Origin of the sequence: Rhizobium sp. AAP43, assembly GCF_001296045.1 — a bacterium.
Classification (GTDB): domain Bacteria; phylum Pseudomonadota; class Alphaproteobacteria; order Rhizobiales; family Rhizobiaceae; genus Allorhizobium.
Map to the genome: position 1 here is coordinate 520,613 of NZ_LJHS01000005.1, position 19,183 is coordinate 539,795.

Here is a 19,183-nt window from a genome sequence, read left to right on the forward strand (position 1 = left end):
CCTGCTATGCCGGTGACCTATGCTGCCCGTCACGTGCTCGAAGACCACATTTCCGGTTTCGAGGCGGCTCCCAATCCGCACCATCTGTCCATTCTGCGTTCGCCCGTCGTCTTTTCTGTGCTGGCCCATGCCGGACATGAGGCCGATATCGATGAGGCGCTGACCAATTTCGAGGATGTGCATGTCCGCCTTTGCGGCCCCGGCGAATGGCTGGTGGTCAGCGAGACCGTGGCAGCGGATACGATCGAGCGGCAACTGCTTGATCTCGGCCAAGCTCGCGTATCCTTCGTCGATCAGAGCGATGGACGGGTGGTGCTTTCGATCCGTGGCCCGAGGGTGCGCTCGATCCTGGCCAAATGCACGGCGGTTGATCTCCATCCTGATCTGTTCGAGATCGGCCAGTCTAGCAATTGCCAAATCTGCCATGTTGCCGGCAATCTGGCGCGCACCGGCGAGGATGTCTTCGAGATCGTCGTGATGCGTTCGTTTGCCGGTTACGTCTTCGATGCGATTTCCGAAATGGGCCGTGAATTCGCGCTGACCGCGGGGTTTGCCTAAAGGGGCTCGCCTGTGACGCCTGACCTTGAGAGGTGCTGGCGGCGACACTACACCTCGGACCGGTGAAATGCCGGGACGTGGAGGGAATGGTTTTGCAGCAGGTTTCGAAAATAATCGTGCTCGAGACCGATGTCGCCCATCTTGTGCTCTTTCACCCTGACGATCTCGTTCATGCCGAGCATTGGCCGATTGCTTGGTATGCCGAGACCTTCATCTATCCAGCGGAGAGCGCTGCCCAGCGGCTGATCGCCTGGTCCACTGGATTTGACGGTGTCTTCAAGCTGCGCCTGACCACGGGTGAGATCACAGCCCAGGAGCAAGCGTTTTCCGGGCCGAGTTGGGTCTTTGCCTATCGCGTTCGTCATGGCCGCGTCCTTGTCGACAATTCTGATGCTTTGCCGGGCGTCGAGCAGATGACGGAACCGTCGGAGCGCTCTGATCTCTGGTTCGAGCTTGCCGATGGTGACTATGCCGTGACAGTGACGGCCGTGGAGTGGGAGGCAGAGCCGGGAGCCCGTGAAGAGGGGCACGAGACCTTGCCCAATTATGTGGTCGCGTTCTCGCCGCTTGATGGTCGCTTGATCGATCCGGCACGACGACCGCCAGATCTGATCGGATCGCGCAGTGCAGTGGCCAACGATCAGCCCTTCGTCTCTCGACCCTATCCGCCTGATCCGATCGATTTTGGCAGGCTCTATCCGGCTTTTGTTGCCGTCGATATCGCCCCCGTTGGTCGTTCATTCGACAGTTGCGGCGAAGCGCCGATCATGGCCGCCGTTCCGCCGGGTGGTGACGATTTCGCGATCTTCGACATTCCCTTCGTCATTGCCGCCGATCTTGTGCCCGGTGCGGCTGCGGTCATCGCCGCCTGCCATGGGGTGCGTGGACGTCCGCAGGAGCAAAAACTCTACAGTCTCAAGGCCGAGCACGCAGTTGAAATCGCGGCAGTCGAGGGCTTTTGCCGGGATGGGGCGTTCATGTGCGCGCAGACGCAAGATTCCCACGCGCATCTTCCGCAGCCGATGCTGGAGAATTCCCTGGCGGCTGTGAGGATTGCGCCACTTGTAACGGCGAAGGATGGCCCGGCATGCGTCGATCTTCCCGTTTTCAAGGCGGAGATCCTGGCAGACCTTCATGGTGGCGGCGTTCTCTGTGCGCGGCTTGGCGGGCTTGCGGGCTATGAGGCTCTGCGGCTTGCCGCATCAGACGAGCCCGCATTCTTTGCCGATTGGCTGCTCGACCATCTTCCGCTGGCCGGCCGTGATCGACTGAGGATCAGCCTACTGCCGGTTAATAATCGGTTCGCGGCGCTGGAGCGGACCTATAGCGCGCTCTGCGGTGGCAAATAGGGCCAGGTACCCCCGCAGCGCGGAGTGGACAGGCGACGTCAAAACGGCATCTGCTCTTGTCGTGGGCGCCCAGGCTCCCATATGCGAAAGCCTGCCTCCCTGTGACCAACAGTATCCGGGCCTCCCGGTCCTTCTGATCAATCGCTCCAATCTCCGGTCTCCCTGATGTTTCATCTCATATTGACGCTGCCCTGGCTGGTCGTTGCGACCCGCTTTATTCTGCCATTGCAATGGCCTTGGCCGGCGAAGCTGGCGCTGGCGCTTATCCTGCTGGTCGCCTCGCAATATCACTTCTTCAGCCGCCTTTCCTCGGGCTCGGTCTTTGCGCCGGAGTTTCCGCGCGAACTGGTGATCGCCTTTAACTTGCTGTTCGGTGCTCTGGTATTCCTCGCGGTCATCCAACTGGTGGCGGATCTCGTCAGTCTTTTGCTGTTTGCCGTGAAGGGTGGCTTTCCGGTGCTGCCAAGTGGCTTGCGCTATGCCATGGGTGTGGCGGCTCTCGGGCTTGCTGGCCTTGGTGTCGCACAGGCGATCATCGTGCCGCCGGTCAAGCGGATCGAGGTTTCAATCCCGGGCCTTGCCGCGGAATTCGACGGCTACCGTATGGTACAGCTCACCGATATGCATATCAGCCGGCTATTTCCGGCCAAGTGGACCGAGGCCGTCGTGGCGCGAACCAATGCGCTTGATGCAGATCTGGTGGTGATCACCGGCGACCTGATCGACGGTGATATCGAGATGCGGCGAAACGACGTGCTGCCGCTTGCCGGATTGCGAGCGAGGGACGGGGTGCTCACCGTTCCGGGAAATCACGAATGTTTCTTCGATGTCGACCGCTGGATGAGCCATTTCGCTGGCCAGAACATGCAGGTGCTCTCCAATGCGCATCAGGTGATCACCCGCGGTGAGGGCCGGTTGGTAATTGCCGGCGTCACGGATCTTTCAGCGTCGCAGAGCGGGGCGCCGGCACCTGACGTCGCCGGTGCCATCCGCAATGCACCCGATGGTGCGCCGATCATCCTCCTCGATCATCAGCCGATGATGGCCGATGGCGCGGCAAAGCTTGGTGTCGCCCTGCAGCTTTCCGGCCATACGCATGGCGGCATGGTGCGCGGTCTCGACCGGATCGTGGCGAACGCCAATAACGGCTATGTCTCGGGCTTCTACCGGATCGGCGCCATGCAGCTCTATGTCAACAATGGTACCGGCCTGTGGCCCGGCTTTGCGCTGCGGCTTGGCGTTCCGGCGGAGCTCACGGAATTTACACTCCGGCGGGGGTAAGGGGGCACCCGGCTCAAGCTCTGTGTTCCGACGCCGGTGTTGTGGACGGCGTCCAGAGAACACTGACTTAGGCTGATGCGACATGTTTCGTCGCAGCATGGTCTTCTGGCTTTCACGTGCGCGATCTAGCTTTGGCAGAAATTCATTTGCTGCCAAGGAGCGTCTTTCCATGAAAAGCCATGCGCGTGTCGTCGTGATCGGCGGGGGTGTCGTCGGGTGTTCGGTGCTCTATCACCTGACCAAGTTCGGCTGGACCGATGTCGTGCTCATCGAACGTTCCGAGCTGACCTCCGGCTCCACCTGGCATGCGGCAGGCGGGATGCACACGATCAATGGCGACCCAAACGTCGCCAAGCTGCAGAAGTACACGGTCGAACTCTACAAGGAGATCGAGGACTATTCCGGCCAGGATATCGGTCTGCACATGACCTCCGGCCTGATGCTGGCCGCGACCAAGGAACGCTTCGACTGGATGAAGTCGCTGCTCGCCAAGGGCAAATATGCGGGCGGCGAGGCGACGCTCATTTCCGCGCAGGAAGCCTATGAGATGATGCCGCTGCTTGATCCCAAGCAGTTCGTCGGTGCCGTTTTCGATCCGCATGAGGGCCATCTCGACCCATATGGCACCACGCATGCCTATGCGAAGTCGGCCAAGAAAAATGGTGCGGAGATCTATCTGCACACCAAGGTCGAGGATCTGGTGCAGCTGGAAGACGGCACCTGGCGGGTGATCACGAATAAGGGCGAGATCCGCTGCGAGCACGTCGTCAACGCCGCCGGTCTCTGGGCGCGCGAAGTCGGCCGCATGGTCGGGCTGGAACTGCCGGTGCTCGCCATGGAGCATATGTATCTCATTACCGAGGACATGCCGGAGGTCATCGACTTCAACAAGACGACTGGCAAGGAACTGATGCACTGCGTCGATTTCGATGGCGAGATCTATATCCGCCAGGAGCGCAATGGCATGCTGATGGGCACCTATGAAAAGGATTGCCGGCCCTGGTCGCCAATCGAGACGCCCTGGACCTTTGGCCACGAACTTCTGGCGGAGGATCTGGAGCGCATCACCGGCGAGCTCGAAGTCGGCTTCCGCCATTTCCCGGCCTTCAACAATGCCGGAATCAAGAAGATCATCAACGGCCCCTTCACCTTCTCGCCGGATGGAAATCCGCTGGTCGGGCCTGTGCGTGGCATGACGAATTTCTGGTCGGCCTGCGCGGTCATGGCGGGCTTCAGCCAAGGCGGTGGCGTTGGTCTGACGCTTGCCAACTGGATCATCGAGGGCGATCCTGGCTTTGATGTCTTTGCCATGGATGTCTGCCGCTACGGCGATTACGCGACACTTGCCTATACCAATGCCAAAGTGCGCGAGAACTATTCCCGTCGCTTCTCGATCCGCTATCCCAATGAGGAGCTGCCGGCTGGTCGGCCGCTGCTGACCACGCCGATCTACGACAAGCTGAAATCGGCGGGTGCCGTCTTCGGGGCTTCCTATGGGCTTGAGACGGCGCTGTGGTTTGCGCCAGATGGCGTGGAGGACGCGTTTTCGTGGCGCCGCTCGACCGATTTCGAAGCCGTGGGTCGTGAAGCCAAGGCCGTGCGCGAGAGCGTCGGCCTGATGGAAACCTCGGGCTTTGCCAAATACATGGTGAGCGGGGAGGGATCTCGCGCCTGGCTTGATCGGATGCTCGCCTGCAAGCTGCCGGAAGTGGGCCGCATGGCCCTTGCCCCGATGCTGAACGACGCCGGCAAGTTGATCGGCGACTTCACGGTCGCCAATCTCGACGACGAGGACTTTCTGGTGATCGGTTCCGGCATTGCCGAGGACTATCACATGCGCTGGTTCGAGGAACATCTGCCGGAGGACGGTTCTGTCGATGTCGAGGCGCTAGGTCTCAGCCTTCTCGGCCTCGCCATTGCCGGACCGAAGGCGCGCGACGTGCTGGCCAAGCTGACGCATCTTGATGTCTCTGACGAGGCGATGCCGTTCATGACCATGCGCGAGATGGATCTCGGCATGGCGCCCGTCTTCGTCGGACGCGTCAGTTATACAGGCGATCTCGGCTACGAGATCTGGATGCGGCCGGAATATCAGCGTCATGTTTTCGAGGCGCTGATGGAGGCGGGCGCTGAGTTTGGCATCGCGCTTTTCGGCCTCAGGGCCTTGAATGCACTCCGGCTGGAAAAGGGTTTTGGCAGCTGGTCGCGCGAGTACCGGCCGCTCTACGGGCCGCTCGAAGCGGGGCTGTCGCGTTTCGTGGCCTTGAAGAAGCCGGCTGACTTCATCGGCAAGAAGGCGGCGATGGAGGAGAAACTGGCGGGCGGTACGCTTCGCCTGCGGACCTTCGTCGTCGATGCCAAGGATGCAGACGTACTGGGCGACGAGCCGATTTCCTACAATGGCGAAGTGCGCGGCTGGGTAACGTCAGGTGGCTATGCGCATGCGAGTGGCGTTTCGGTTGCGCTCGGCTATGTGCCGAAGGAAATCGCGGACGAGATCGAGGGCTGGTCTGTGGAAATCCTCGGGGAAACCCTCTCCGCAAGATTGCAGCCGCAGTCGCTTTTCGACGCGAACGGGTCGCGAATGAGAAACTGAACTGATTTCGGCAAAAGTGGCCTTGCATTCATTCCATTAAGTATTCTGGCGGGGCACCCCTGGTGGCCTGCTGATTTCATAAGCTTTTTCTGCCTCGTTCTCGCCATGGTTGACCGGATTTGCGTCAAACTGTTGGTTAACAGTAACATTTTGTCTCGCTAATGCCTTTTTGGCTTCACATTTTCGGACAAAACGATATGGAATCCCCCAACGCCTACGCCCGCAAGGGACAACAAAAAATGAGACGCGACATACAGGAGCGTCCGGGGGATAATATATGGAGTACTTTATCCAGCAGCTCATCAACGGGCTGACTCTTGGATCCATCTATGGCCTCGTGGCTATCGGCTATACGATGGTTTACGGTATCATCGGCATGATCAACTTCGCCCATGGCGATATATTCATGCTTGGCGGCTTTGCTGCTCTGATCGTCTTCCTCATCCTGACCTCTTTCTTTGCCGGTATCCCGGTGGCACTCGCGCTTCTGATCATGTTGGTCATCGCGATGCTGATGACAGGTTTGTGGAACTGGACGATCGAACGCGTTGCATATCGTCCGCTGCGCGGCTCGTTCCGCCTTGCGCCGCTGATCACTGCGATCGGCATGTCGATCGTTTTGTCGAACTTCATCCAGATCTCTCAAGGGCCGCGCAACAAGCCGATCCCGCCGCTGGTCAGTGATGTCTTGCATATCGGCAATGTCACCATTGCGCTCAAGCAGGTGATCATCGTCGTCATCACTGCAGTCCTGCTCGCCGCTTTCTGGTACATCGTCAATAAGACTCCGCTTGGACGGGCGCAGCGCGCGACCGAGCAGGATCGCAAGATGGCCGCGTTGCTCGGCGTCGATGTCGACCGCACGATCTCGGTCACCTTCGTCATGGGGGCTGCCCTCGCATCGGTGGCCGGCACCATGTACCTGATGTATTACGGCGTTGCCTCATTCAACGACGGCTTCATTCCCGGCGTGAAGGCCTTCACGGCTGCGGTTCTGGGTGGCATCGGCTCGCTGCCGGGTGCCGTTCTCGGTGGCCTGCTGATCGGCCTCATCGAGTCGCTCTGGTCGGCTTATTTCAGCATCGCTTACAAGGATGTCGCCACTTTCGGCATCCTGGCTTTCGTGCTGATCTTCAAGCCCACCGGCATCCTCGGACGTCCGGAAGTCGAGAAGGTTTGATCCCATGACCACATCTGCAAACGTCACCGGTGCCGCTTCGTCCGGCACGCTCACGCGCGCCCTCAAGGAAGGCCTGTTCGCCGGCATCCTCTCTCTCGGCCTGTTCGCGCTCTACATCGGCATCAAGACCGATCAGAACATGTCGAACGAACTGATCTGGTATACGCGCTGGGGCCTTCTGGCATCCTTCGTCGCCATCGCCGCTGTCGGCCGCTTTGCCATGGTTGCCTTCGTTGCGCCCTGGTTCCAGGCCCGTAAGGAGAAGAACTCCGCCGCGATGCCGGTTCACGACATCGATGCCAAGCCGAGCTTCTTCAAGACGCATTTTCTGAAGATCGCACTGCTTGCGCTCATCCTCTATCCGCCGGTCATCCTCGCGCTGACGGGTGTGCAGGGATCGCTGAAGTATGTCGACAACTTCGGCATTCAGATCCTGATCTACGTCATGCTGGCCTGGGGGCTGAACATCGTCGTTGGCCTCGCTGGTCTGCTCGATCTCGGTTATGTCGCCTTCTATGCGGTCGGCGCCTATTCCTACGCGCTGCTCGCCCAGAATTTCGGCCTGTCCTTCTGGCTGCTGCTACCGCTTGCCGGCATTCTGGCTGCCTTCTGGGGCATCATCCTCGGCTTCCCGGTCCTGCGCCTGAGAGGCGACTATCTTGCCATCGTGACGCTCGCCTTCGGTGAAATCATCCGACTGGTGCTGATCAACTGGCAGGACGTCACCAAGGGCACGTTCGGCATCTCGAGCATTCCGAAGGCCACTTTCTTCGGCATCGAGTTCAATGCCTCGGCTGACGGTTTTGCCAAGACCTTTGGTCTGCCGATGTCCTCGGCATACTACAAGATCTACCTGTTCTACGTCATCCTGGCGCTCTGCTGCCTGACGGCCTATGTCACAATCCGCTTGCGGAGCATGCCGATCGGCCGTGCCTGGGAAGCCTTGCGTGAGGATGAAATCGCCTGCCGTTCGCTCGGCATCAATACCGTCACGACAAAGCTGACCGCGTTTTCGATCGGTGCGATGTTCGGCGGTTTCGCGGGCTCCTTCTTCGCCGCTCGTCAGGGCTTCGTCTCGCCGGAAAGCTTCGTCTTCCTCGAGTCGGCTGTGATCCTTGCCATCGTCGTTCTGGGCGGCATGGGGTCGCTGACCGGTATTGCGATTGCGGCGATCGTGATGATTGGCGGCACGGAAGCGCTACGCGAGATGGAGTTCCTGAAGCACATCTTCGGTGACGATTTCACGCCGGAACTCTACCGCATGCTGCTCTTCGGCTTGGCCATGGTTGTGGTCATGCTGTTCAAGCCGCGTGGTTTCGTGGGCAGCAGAGAGCCGACGGCCTTCCTCAAGGAGCGCAAGGCCGTCTCGGGCAGCTTTACCAAGGAAGGTCACGGCTGATGATCTCCGGGAACACGACAATGAACCAAGACACGATCCTGAAGGTCGAGCATCTGTCGATGCGTTTTGGTGGCCTCATGGCCATCAACGACTTCTCCTTCGAAGCCAAGCGCGGCGAAATCACCGCGCTGATCGGGCCGAATGGTGCCGGCAAGACCACGGTCTTCAACTGCATCACCGGCTTCTACAAGCCGACGATGGGCATGATCACGATGAACCAGAGGTCGGGCCAGCAGCATCTGCTGGAGCGCCTTCCGGATTTCGAGATCACCAAGAAGGCGAAGGTCGCGCGTACTTTCCAGAATATTCGGCTGTTCTCCGGCCTGACGGTTCTCGAAAACCTGCTGGTTGCCCAGCACAATGCGCTGATGCGGGCCTCGGGTTATACCGTGCTCGGCCTGCTCGGACTGCCGGCCTACAAGAAGGCCGCTGCCGAGGCGATCGAAAAGGCACGTTACTGGCTCGAAAAGGCCGATCTGATCGATCGCGCCGACGACCCGGCCGGCGACCTTTCCTATGGTGCTCAGCGGCGCCTGGAAATCTGCCGTGCCATGTGCACCGGACCGGAACTGCTCTGCCTGGATGAACCGGCTGCCGGTCTCAATCCGAAGGAATCGCTGGTGCTCAACGCGCTTCTGCGCGGCATCCGCGACGAAGGCGCGTCGCTGCTTCTGATCGAGCATGACATGTCGGTGGTCATGGAGATTTCCGACCATGTCGTCGTTCTGGAATATGGGCAGAAGATTTCCGATGGTACGCCGGATCACGTGAAGAACGACCCGAAGGTCATCGCGGCCTATCTGGGCGTCGAGGATGAAGAATTGGATGAAGCTATCCAGGAAGTCGAAGCAGTTGCCGGGGGAGAAGCCTGATGTCCTCTGAACCGCTTCTGAAAGTCGAAGCCGTCGAAACCTATTACGGCAATATCCGTGCGCTCTCGGGCGTCGACGTCGAAGTCCACAAGGGTGAGATCGTGTCGCTGATCGGTGCCAATGGCGCCGGCAAGTCGACGCTGATGATGACGATCTGCGGCAGCCCGCAGGCGCGCTCCGGTAAGGTGATCTTCGACGGCGAAGACATCACCAGCGTGCCGACGCATCTGATCGCGCGCAAGCGCATCGCGCAGTCGCCGGAAGGGCGCCGGATCTTCCCGCGCATGACGGTGCTTGAAAACCTGCAGATGGGGGCAGGGCTCGACAACCTGAAATACTTCAAGGAAGACGTGGAGAAGGTGTTCGACATGTTCCCGCGCCTGAAGGAGCGTCAGACCCAGCGCGGCGGCACGCTGTCCGGTGGTGAGCAGCAGATGCTGTCGATCGGCCGTGCGCTGATGTCGCGGCCGAAGCTCCTCCTGCTCGATGAGCCCTCACTGGGTCTCGCACCGCTGATCGTCAAGGGCATTTTCGAGCAGATCAAGCGCCTCAACAAGGAAGAAGGTCTGACCGTTTTCCTCGTCGAGCAGAATGCCTTTGCCGCATTGAAACTGTCTGACCGCGCCTATGTCATGGTCAATGGCCGCGTCACCATGAGCGGCACGGGCAAGGAACTGCTCGCCGATCCGTCCGTCCGGGCGGCCTATCTCGAAGGCGGCCATCATTGAGCGCGGGGGAGTACTGACATGCAAGGACTGTTTTTCGAATCTGATACGACCGTGCGCGTAGTTCTGCGCTTCCTCGTGCTGATCCTGGGTTTCTGGACGGCCTGGCGCAGCGGCAAGGCTGTTGCCGAGAGCTGGCAGAGCTACGGTACCGTGTTTCTCTACATCCTCGGGTTGGCGGTGGCGATGCGGTTTCTGCATTACTCGCTGTTCGCCGGCCCGTTCATCAGCCCCTTCTACTACGTCATCGACGTGGTGCTGTTGCTGGCCTGGGCAATTGCCGGTTTCCAGTCCCGCAGAACGACCCAGATGGTCGACAACTACTACTGGCTCTATGAGAGAACCTCGTATTTCTCGTGGAAGAACAAAGATTGACAAGCTGTTGTTTTCTGTCACAGATTGGCGACAGAAGGCTCCAGCTTGAGACTTTCAGGGCTCCGGCCTCAACTAAGCAAGGCCTCGGCCTGAAACAAAAAGTGGAACAGCTTTCCGGCGCAGTCTGAGCGGGGATTGCGCAGGGTTTAAAAACGGACCCGCAATAAAAACTTGGGAGTTACACTATGAAGAAGTCTCTTCTTTCGGCGGTTGCGCTGACGGCCCTGGTTGCCTTCAGCGGCAATGCCTATGCCGAAATCCTGGTCGGCGTTGCCGGCCCGCTGACCGGTCCGAACGCCGCTTTCGGCGCGCAGCTCCAGAAGGGTGCCGAGCAGGCAGCCGCCGACATCAACGCAGCTGGCGGCATCAACGGCGAACAGATCAAGATCGTTCTCGGCGATGACGTTTCCGACGCCAAGCAGGGTGTTTCGGTTGCCAACAAGTTCGTTGCTGATGGCGTCAAGTTCGTCGTCGGTCACTTCAACTCTGGCGTCTCGATCCCGGCTTCTGAAGTTTATGCCGAAAACGGCATCCTGCAGATCACGCCTGCTTCGACCAACCCGAACTTCACCGAGCGCGGCCTGTGGAACACCTTCCGCACCTGCGGCCGTGACGACCAGCAGGGCGAAGTCGCCGGCAAGTACATTGCCGACAACTTCAAGGATGCAAAGGTTGCTGTCGTTCACGACAAGACGCCTTACGGCCAGGGCCTCGCTGACGAAACGAAGAAGGCCATGAATGGCCTCGGCGTTACCGAAGTGATCTACGAAGGCATCACCCCCGGTGAAAAGGACTACTCGGCCCTGATCGCCAAGATGAAGGAAGCCGGCGTCTCGGTCGTCTACTTCGGCGGTCTGCACACCGAAGCCGGCCTCATCCTGCGCCAGATGGCGTCGCAGGGCCTGACCGCAACCATGATGTCGGGCGACGGTATCACCTCGAACGAACTGGCTTCGATCGCTGGCGACGCAGTCAACGGCACGCTGATGACCTTCCCGCCGGATCCGCGCCAGAACCCGAACGCTGCTGACGCCGTGAAGAAGTTCCGCGATGCTGGCTTCGAACCGGAAGCCTACACGCTGTACTCCTACGCTGCCCTGCAGGTTATCGCAGAAGCTGCCAAGGCTGCTGCAACCAACGAGTCGGAAGCTGTCGCGACCGCGCTCAAGGAAAAGGGTCCGTACACGACCGTTATCGGCGAACTCGGCTTCGACGCCAAGGGCGACATCACCCGTCCGGACTACGTCATGTACACCTGGAAGAAGGGTGACGACGGCAAGTACTCGTACTTCCAGAACAAGTAATCGATCCGCATCGCGGTTTGACGGAAAGCCCGGCCTCGTGCCGGGCTTTCTGCGTTGCGGGGATGAGGGATTTTGGATTTCACCCATGGCAGCTGCCATAGAGTTTCGTCGGCGCGCGTGATGGCGGGCCTGTAAATTCCACCTTGCCGGCTCGTATGGGCTGGCGATTTTTTGCGGTCGACGGTCGACGGTCGACGGTCGACGGGCTTACGGCTCCCGCAGCGCATGCGCAGCCTTCACGGCGGCGGAGGCACGGTTTTCAACGCCGAGCTTGGCGTAGATCTGTTCCAGATGCTTGTTCACCGTGCGGGACGACAGTCCGAGGATTTCGCCGATATCGCGATTTGCCTTGCCTTTCGCGATCCAGAGCAGCACTTCGCTCTCGCGCTGTGTGAGGCCGAAATGTTCGCGCAGCAATTCGTCTTCGCTCTGGCGATTGGCCGAGGTCAGGCGGAAGAGATATTCGTCGGCGCCAATCGTGCCGAGGAGGGAGAGCGCGAGCGGCAGGCTGTCTGCCTGGAAGGTGAAGCCGTTTTCAGATGAGAGCGCAGACGATGGCGTCGAGCGTCCTTTCGCAAGCCAGGCAGCAGCGGCTTTTGCCACTTCGCCGATCCCATCGGCTGTCGTGGTGGCGGTTTCAATCAGTCGGTTCGCCTGGGGTGTCGTCCAGTGGACCTGCCCGTTGCCGCGGATGGCCAGAAGATGGCGGCCTGCCGCATCGAGTGCCACGCGGGCGCTCTGGGCGGAGCGGGCATTTGACAGGTGGACACGGATGCGGGCGCGTAATTCGTCGATGTTGATCGGCTTGGTCAGGTAGTCAACGCCGCCGGATTCGAGCGCCTTCACCACGTGTTCGGTCTCGGTCAGGCCGGTCATGAAAATCACCGGCACTTGCGCCGCCGCCGGATCGGCTTTCAGCGCGCTGCAGGTCTCAAAACCATCCATACCCGGCATCATGGCGTCAAGCAGAACAAGGTCGGGGCTGATGCGGTTGACGATCGAAAGGGCAGCATGGCCGGAGGTGGCGATCAGCACGGAATAGCCTGCCGCCTCCAGCGCTTCCGTGAGGAAGCCGAGTGTGTCGGGGCTGTCATCGATCAAGAGAACGATGTCGCGGCGGGCTGCTTCAGCCATTGATCGTCTCCTTGCCAGTTTCGAATGAGGTCAGGAAACCGCGCAGGCCGGCGAGATCGAAGGCCTGCAGATATGTGCGGGCCGTCTCTAAGAAGGCTGGGTTGCTGCCGGCCTCGCCGAGTTCTGCGAGCTTGGCCTCGATGCCGCGGACATAGCCGATGTCGCAGAGGCTGAGCAACTCCTCGATATGGGCAGGCCCCGGAGAGATCGGTTTTTCCCGCTGGTTTATCCGCTGAACTGGTCGTTGGTCGTCAGCATAGATCCAGTCGAGGCCGAGGAAGCGGGCAAGCTTGTCGCGCAGACGCGTGATGTCGACCGGCTTGGTGATCGCATCGTCATGGCCCTCGCCGCCGGGGGCGGGGGCGTCGCCGACATTGGCGGAGAGCATGAGAATCGGCGCCTTCTGGCCGGCATCGCGGAGTTTCTCCACCAGTTGCCAGCCATTCATGCCGGGCATTGAAATGTCGACGAGGAAGAGATCTGGGCGCACGCCATCGATCAGGGTCAGGCATTCCGGTCCGCCGGCGGCCGTCAGAACGACAAAGTCAAGCGGTGCCAGGACCTCCCGCATCAGTTCGCGGTGGTCCTCATTGTCATCGACCACGACGATGGTGCGTTGCGGGCCGGTATAGGAAACGATCTTCCGCTCCGGCGCGGGGGCTGTGTTCGGTCGGTCGATTGCCGACAGCATCAGCCGGACCTTGAAACTCGATCCCTTGTCGTGCTCGCTGGTGACGGCGATTTCGCCGCCCAGCGTGTTGGTCAAGAGTTTGGTGATCGTCAAACCAAGGCCGAGGCCGGGCAGGGGGCGCACACTCTCGGCCTCCCCGCGCTGGAAGGGTTCGAAGATCCGGTTGATGTCCTTTTCCGCAATCCCACGGCCGGTGTCTGTCACGGTGAAGGTTGCCACCTGGCTGCGATAGGCAACGTCAAAACGGATCGTGCCCTTGTCGGTGAACTTAATCGCGTTGGACAAAAGGTTGACCAGGATCTGTCGCAGGCGGCGCTCGTCGGTGCGAACGTAGAGCGGCAGGTTCTTCGACCGCTGATGCTCGAAGAGCAGACCTTTGGCAGCTGCTTGCGGCGCGAACATGTCGGTCAGCTGGCCGAGGAAATCCTGGATGTTGACCTCGTTGGAGAAGACCTGCAGGCGGCCCGCCTCGATCTTCGAAATGTCGAGCAGTCCGTCGATCAGGCCGGACAGGTGATCGGCCGAGCGCCGGATGACCTTGATCGCCGACTGCCGCGGTGCAGGGATGGTCTCGTCGCGTTCGAGGATCTGGGCATAGCCGAGCACGGCATTGAGCGGCGTGCGCAGTTCGTGGGAGAGGCCGACGACATAGCGGCTCTTGGCGCGGTTGGCAGATTCGGCCGTTTCCTTTGCATTCTGCAGGGCGGCATCGGTCTTGCGGTGAGCGGCGATCTCCTTCAGCAGCAGCGTGTTCTGGCGCGAGGATTCTTCCTCCGCCACGACCCGGCTGTCATGGGCGAGTACATAGAACCAGGAGACGATGCCGGCAATGATGGCGAAGATGAAGAAGACGACCGTCACCGTCTGGTTCACCACCGTTGCCATTTGTGGTGTTGCCGCATTCACCTGATGAGCAATCAAGGCGAGGATGCCGCCGATCACGGAAATCGACAGCATGGCCGTGAAGGCGTAGCGCCCGAGACGTGTCGAGAGCTTTGCCAGGATCGTTTCGGAAAGGAAGGTGCGGGCCACCGCGCCGGCCTGGGCGTTGATCTTGGCCTTGGGCTTGCACATGTCGTGGCAGCGGCTGTCCAGTGTGCAGCATAGCGAGCAGATCGGCGCGGCATAGGCGGGACACCAGGCCATGTCTTCTGGCTCGAACGGATGTTCACAGATCGAACATGTGATCTCGGTCAGGTTCTTCCAGCTCTGGCGCGGCTTGCGGGCAAGGTAGAATTTGCCGCCCGTGCTCCAGGCGATCAGGGGCGATATCACGAAGGCGACGAGGGTGACATAGGTCGAAAGAGAGGCGGCGAGGGGCCCGAAGGCGCCGAAATGGGCGGCGAGCGACAGTGTTGCCGACAGTGCCATGGTGCCACAGCCGACCGGATTGATGTCGTAGAGATGGGCGCGCTTGAACTCGATACCTGGCGGCGAGAGGCCGAGCTTCTTGTTGATGAAGAGGTCGGCGGAGATGGCGCAGAGCCAGCTCATGGCGATGATCGAGAAGATGCCGAGTGTCTGCTCCAGCAGGCGGTAGATGCCAAGTTCCATCAGCAGGAGCGCGATGGCAACGTTGAACACCAGCCAGACGACGCGGCCCGGATGGCTGTGGGTGAGGCGCGAGAAGAAGTTCGACCAGGCGAGCGAACCGGCATAGGCGTTCATCACGTTGATCTTCAGCTGCGAGATCACCACGAAACCGGCCATCAGCAGAAGCGCTGCCGTCTCGTTCGGCAGCATGTAGCCGAAGGCCGCCACATACATGTGTGCCGGGTCTGCGGCTTCCCCGATCGGTACGCCGGTTGACAGTGTCAGCACCGCGAGAAAAGAGCCAGCGAGCAGCTTTGGTACGCCAAGCACCACCCAGCCGGCGCCGGCAAGAAAGATCGCAATGCGGTGATGCAGGCGGCGTGCGCCTTCCGGCGGCAGGAAGCGGAGGAAGTCGACTTGTTCGCCGATCTGCGGCATCAAAGCCAGGATCACCGCTGACGCCGCACCGAACTCCAGAAGATCGAAGGGGGCCGCCTGGCCGAGGCCGGCATTGGAATGATTGACGCCGGCAAAGGCGCGCCAGAGGTCGATCTTTTCCCAGTCGAGGAAGGCGATGAAGATGAAGGGCAGGATATTGAGGATGATCCAGACGGGTTGCGTGATGAGCTGGAACTTCGAGATCATCCGCACGCCATAGGTGACGAGCGGCAGAACGACGACGGCGGAGATGATGTAGCCCAACCAGAGCTGGACGCCGAAGGCCAGTTCCAGCGCCTTGGTCATGATCGAGGCCTCGATGGCGAAGAGCATGAAAGTGAAGCTGGCATAGATCAGCGAGGTGATGGTCGAGCCGATATAGCCGAAGCCGGCTCCTCGGGTCAAAAGATCGATGTCGACCCCGTGGCGGATCGCATATTTGCTGATCGGGATGCCCACCAGCAGCATCAGGATGGCAGCGACGATAATGGCGAAGAAGGCGTTGGTTGTGCCATAGGCAATGGTGATCGTGCCGCCGATCGCCTCCAGTGCCAGGAAGGAAATCGCGCCGATGGCTGTCTGGGAAATCCGGCTCGACGAAAACTGGCGCGCACTCTTTGCCGTGAAGCGCAGCGCATAGTCTTCAAGCGTCTGGTTCGCGACCCAGCGATTGTAGTCACGGCGGACAGGGATGATGCGTTGGCGGGCCGGCATGCCTAAAATCTGGCGCTCTCTGTGGAGTGATGGTGATTTAGGCATTGTCATGGGATTGCCCCGAATAGCAAGGGGTGATCAGGGTTTGATGCTGCCGTCGTGGTCGTCCAGTTGATGCGCGAGAACGCCATCAACGAGGATGCGCTCGACAGCGAGGAGGCTTCGGTGGTCCCCGACTGTCTCGTCGGTATCGTCGCCATGCGGATGTGGATCGCTACAGCCGCCGAGGAGGCGACCTTAGGCGTAAAGCGTAGCCAACGCTGCCTTGAAGATCGTGCCTGTCCTGTCAGCATGCAGGCCTGCCGGTTCGACGATGCGACCACAACAGTTCATCGCCCAGACCGGCGCGGTGTCGATACAGATCAGTTCCTGGCCGATGAAGTTGGTTCCATCGAGATCACTGTCGAAATAGCGTCAGTGATCGCGAAGATCGGCGATGTCGTTGCTGGTTGCGCATCGGTTCTCTCTCTGCCCTTGGAGCAAGGAGAGAACTCGCGGTCTGAGGTTGCCGTTGACCAGCCTGCCTCGACAGGGTGGCAGGCTCATCTGGGTGTCCGAACGGGCAAGTCTTACAGCGGGTTCACACCGGCATTGCTTTGAAACGTCGATCGTCTGCCGCCGCGTTCTCCCGCGGCCAGCAGCATGCTTTGCAGCACAAGCCTGGGATAGGTGCTGATGCCGGGCGAGGCGCCCGCAAAGGCGCCCTTGCCCGCAACGATGTGCTGTTTCAGATAGTCGGTCGCAGCGTCCGTCATGTCTCCGCTGTCAGGGGCAAATGCCACAGCGTTGATCGTATAGTCCTCCCGCTCATACCGGTTCCGCGTCCCGGTCGGCAGTTGCCTGCCTTCATCGGCGTAAACAGTCGAGACGTTGATGATCTTGTTCCTTGCGGCGAAGGGCATCGTCCGCATCGCTTCATGGGCGAGCTCGATGGCGTCAACCGGCGAGGCTGATGCGTTTTGCACCGGGATTTCGGTCTTTGCCGTTGCTGCTTCGATCATTCCGGCGGCTTCGCGCGCCTTGTCCGCAGAGCAGATCACCATCCACGGGAGGATGGTTTGTACGCGTCCATCGCCCGACCATTCTAGGTAGTGAAGACCCAGGCACCGATCGTTAGAAAGAGCCCGATCGACAAATGCCGGTGACTTAAGTGCCGCGACATGGGCACTGATCTGCGCTGCTCGTTCTACAGCTGTTACATATATAGAATTTTCAACAGCCAGAACTATCGCAGTATCCACGGTTGACCGCTGCTTCGCCTCCGCTTCATCTGAAGCAACCACCGCAATGACTGTCGTTGCGAGCGATACTAATATTTTTGTTCGCAATTTCATGTTTATGGCCCTCCGCCAATTTCAATTGGATGCCGATCCCTATCTACTGCTATTGGCGAGCCGTCTTTGAACGTTGCGGCCCTTCATTCCGAGGGTCTGTTCATGCAATGCATTTGTTGCAGAATTATTTGATTTCATCTTTGGTGGGAGCAATGAAGCGCTATATCGATCTGCTTTTCGATCAAGACATGACTTCGGCTCTACGAAATGGGGAATTGATCCGTTTCACCAAGAATGAGCGTTTGCTGCTTGAGGCCTTCACCCGAAAGGCCGGGCGCGTGCTGACGCGGGATGCGTTGTTGGATGCTATTTCAGGCACCGGCTCCGATCGATCTGACCGAAATATAGACTATGTCATCACGAGGTTGCGCGCCAAGCTCGGAGACAGTGTCAAGCAGCCCCGTTTTCTCGCCACGCGTTACGGCGAAGGCTATGTCTGGATAGCGCAGCCCGAAGAGGTCGATTTGAGCGATGTCTTCCTGATAGTCGGCCCGGTCTATGGTCTGGAGGGGGAGGCTTTTGAGCCTCAGGTTCGTGAGGTGATCCACCATCTTTGCCGCTTGCTGTCGGAACGTCTCGGGCCGCCGCGCAAGGTTATCTTTTCAGCTGGTCTCGATCCGCGGCAACAGGCGCGCGGCGCCGAGTACTGCCTGGAGCTGGCATTCCTCCGGGATGGAGACAAGCTCCACGCTCGGGCCGTGCTGAGGTCGGCGCGCAGTTGGCAGACGGTCAAGGTGTCGAAGCTGCTGATCGACTGGATGCTTGCAGGTGAAAACGAGCAGGGGATCGCGGCGCTCGCGAGTGAAGTAATCGACGAGATGGTCTTCCATGCCTCAGACCGGGGTACGCAAGCGAGCGCGATACCGCTGGAGCTCAGCATGCATCAGGCCGCCCGCATGTTCGGGATGCCCGATCAGGGATGGTTGGATAGCGGCGAGATGCTCGCCCGAAAGCGGGCTGAAGACCCTGCCGACGCGAAAGTGGCGGTGATGTGGGCGTCCCATCTCTATGCGATCCTTGTCATCGGACCGTTAACCTTCGGGCTCACCGATGAACGGCGGGACGAAATCGAGCGGGAAATCGAGGAGACGTGTCTGGCCTGCCTGCCTGACGTCCAGAACAATCCAGTTTTACGGGCCTGTATCGCAAAGCTGCTGTTTTTTGTGGACCGTCGCCATCTCGACTTATCCGAGAGCCTGGTGCGCGAGATTCTGGAAAGCCCGGATCTCGAACTCTCGGTCGTTTATCCGCTTTTGGGCCAATTGCGGGCCCTGCGCGGTGAGTTCACGGATGCGCTGCGCTACTTTGACCATGCGCTGCGCACGGCCGAGATAGGCTCGCAGTATCACATCTACATTGCCGTCCTCAGGCTCTCCATGTTTCTGGCATCGGGGCAACGCGAGCAACTCGAGCGTGAAGCCGAAGCGTTGTATCGGCTTTCGCCCCAGACGTTCTATACGGTCGGCATCTTTCTCGGCGGCCCCGATGACCCGCTCAGGCCCGAGCATGACGCCGTCCTTACCGCACGCGGGCCGAAGGGGGCGCTTGAGATGTTGAAATATCTCTACAATACCTCGGCACGGCAATTTGCCTCGCCGGTTCACAGAGAGCGGGTCTATGCCGGCTTTGCGTCGCAAGTCGAGCGCAAGTTCGGGGTGCGGTTCATTCCCCCCGGAACGTGCGGGCGCTAAGCGGCGCAC

The 19,183-nt window shown here is 60.0% G+C and carries 15 protein-coding genes; 11 read left to right on the top strand and 4 right to left on the bottom strand.

From position 1 onward, the window contains the following. Window positions 1-6 precede the first annotated feature (6 nt). From IP76_RS05940 to IP76_RS05985, 10 genes are all read left to right on the top strand, one after another. Window positions 7-558: a sarcosine oxidase subunit gamma gene (locus IP76_RS05940; RefSeq protein WP_054157239.1), complete on the top strand. Its 552-nt coding sequence runs from the start codon at window positions 7-9 to the stop codon at window positions 556-558. A gap of 86 nt (window positions 559-644) precedes the next feature. Then, a complete protein-coding gene (locus IP76_RS05945) occupies window positions 645-1,907 on the top strand; it encodes a hypothetical protein (protein ID WP_054157240.1) in 1,263 nt (420 codons plus the stop codon). A gap of 165 nt (window positions 1,908-2,072) precedes the next feature. Then, window positions 2,073-3,188, top strand: coding sequence for a metallophosphoesterase (locus tag IP76_RS05950; protein WP_054157241.1), 1,116 nt, complete (start codon window positions 2,073-2,075; stop codon window positions 3,186-3,188). A 169-nt stretch (window positions 3,189-3,357) separates the two neighbouring features. Further along, window positions 3,358-5,784 (top strand): FAD-dependent oxidoreductase, encoded by a 2,427-nt coding sequence (locus IP76_RS05955; protein WP_054157242.1) that lies wholly within the window; start codon window positions 3,358-3,360, stop codon window positions 5,782-5,784. Window positions 5,785-6,061: 277 nt separating this feature from the next. Next, on the top strand, window positions 6,062-6,964 hold the full coding sequence (locus tag IP76_RS05960) for a branched-chain amino acid ABC transporter permease (RefSeq protein WP_054157243.1): 903 nt from the start codon (window positions 6,062-6,064) through the stop codon (window positions 6,962-6,964). Between the two features lie 4 nt (window positions 6,965-6,968). Next, window positions 6,969-8,363, top strand: a complete 1,395-nt coding sequence (gene livM / locus IP76_RS05965) for a high-affinity branched-chain amino acid ABC transporter permease LivM (RefSeq protein WP_054157244.1) — start codon at window positions 6,969-6,971, stop codon at window positions 8,361-8,363. Window positions 8,364-8,383: 20 nt separating this feature from the next. Further along, entirely contained in the window at window positions 8,384-9,235 is an 852-nt protein-coding gene (locus tag IP76_RS05970) for an ABC transporter ATP-binding protein (protein WP_197278309.1), read from the top strand. Continuing rightward, entirely contained in the window at window positions 9,235-9,963 is a 729-nt protein-coding gene (locus tag IP76_RS05975; RefSeq protein WP_054157246.1) for an ABC transporter ATP-binding protein, read from the top strand. The genes IP76_RS05970 and IP76_RS05975 overlap by 1 nt, the downstream gene beginning before the upstream one ends. An 18-nt stretch (window positions 9,964-9,981) precedes the next feature. Beyond that, window positions 9,982-10,335, top strand: coding sequence for a DUF6867 family protein (locus IP76_RS05980; protein ID WP_054157247.1), 354 nt, complete (start codon window positions 9,982-9,984; stop codon window positions 10,333-10,335). A 185-nt stretch (window positions 10,336-10,520) separates the two neighbouring features. Then, window positions 10,521-11,639 (top strand): branched-chain amino acid ABC transporter substrate-binding protein, encoded by a 1,119-nt coding sequence (locus IP76_RS05985; RefSeq protein WP_054157248.1) that lies wholly within the window; start codon window positions 10,521-10,523, stop codon window positions 11,637-11,639. 207 nt (window positions 11,640-11,846) lie between these two features. Here the strand turns inward: IP76_RS05985 and IP76_RS05990 are convergent, their stop codons facing one another. The 4 genes from IP76_RS05990 to IP76_RS22740 all read right to left on the bottom strand — a co-directional run bounded on the left by IP76_RS05990 (window position 11,847) and on the right by IP76_RS22740 (window position 17,483). Next, entirely contained in the window at window positions 11,847-12,773 is a 927-nt protein-coding gene (locus IP76_RS05990; protein WP_054157249.1) for a response regulator, read from the bottom strand. After that, complete coding sequence (locus tag IP76_RS05995) at window positions 12,766-16,149, bottom strand: ATP-binding protein (RefSeq protein WP_054157250.1); 3,384 nt, start codon at window positions 16,147-16,149, stop codon at window positions 12,766-12,768. Before IP76_RS05995 ends, IP76_RS05990 begins: the two co-directional genes overlap by 8 nt. 237 nt (window positions 16,150-16,386) lie before the next feature. After that, on the bottom strand, window positions 16,387-16,482 hold the full coding sequence (locus IP76_RS23675) for a hypothetical protein (RefSeq protein ID WP_368845744.1): 96 nt from the start codon (window positions 16,480-16,482) through the stop codon (window positions 16,387-16,389). Window positions 16,483-16,718: 236 nt separating this feature from the next. Beyond that, complete coding sequence (locus IP76_RS22740; protein ID WP_082352421.1) at window positions 16,719-17,483, bottom strand: DUF1194 domain-containing protein; 765 nt, start codon at window positions 17,481-17,483, stop codon at window positions 16,719-16,721. Between the two features lie 152 nt (window positions 17,484-17,635). On the opposite strand from IP76_RS22740, the gene IP76_RS06010 reads away from it, so the two are divergent. Next, a complete protein-coding gene (locus tag IP76_RS06010; RefSeq protein WP_054157253.1) occupies window positions 17,636-19,174 on the top strand; it encodes a winged helix-turn-helix domain-containing protein in 1,539 nt (512 codons plus the stop codon). Window positions 19,175-19,183 lie beyond the last annotated feature (9 nt).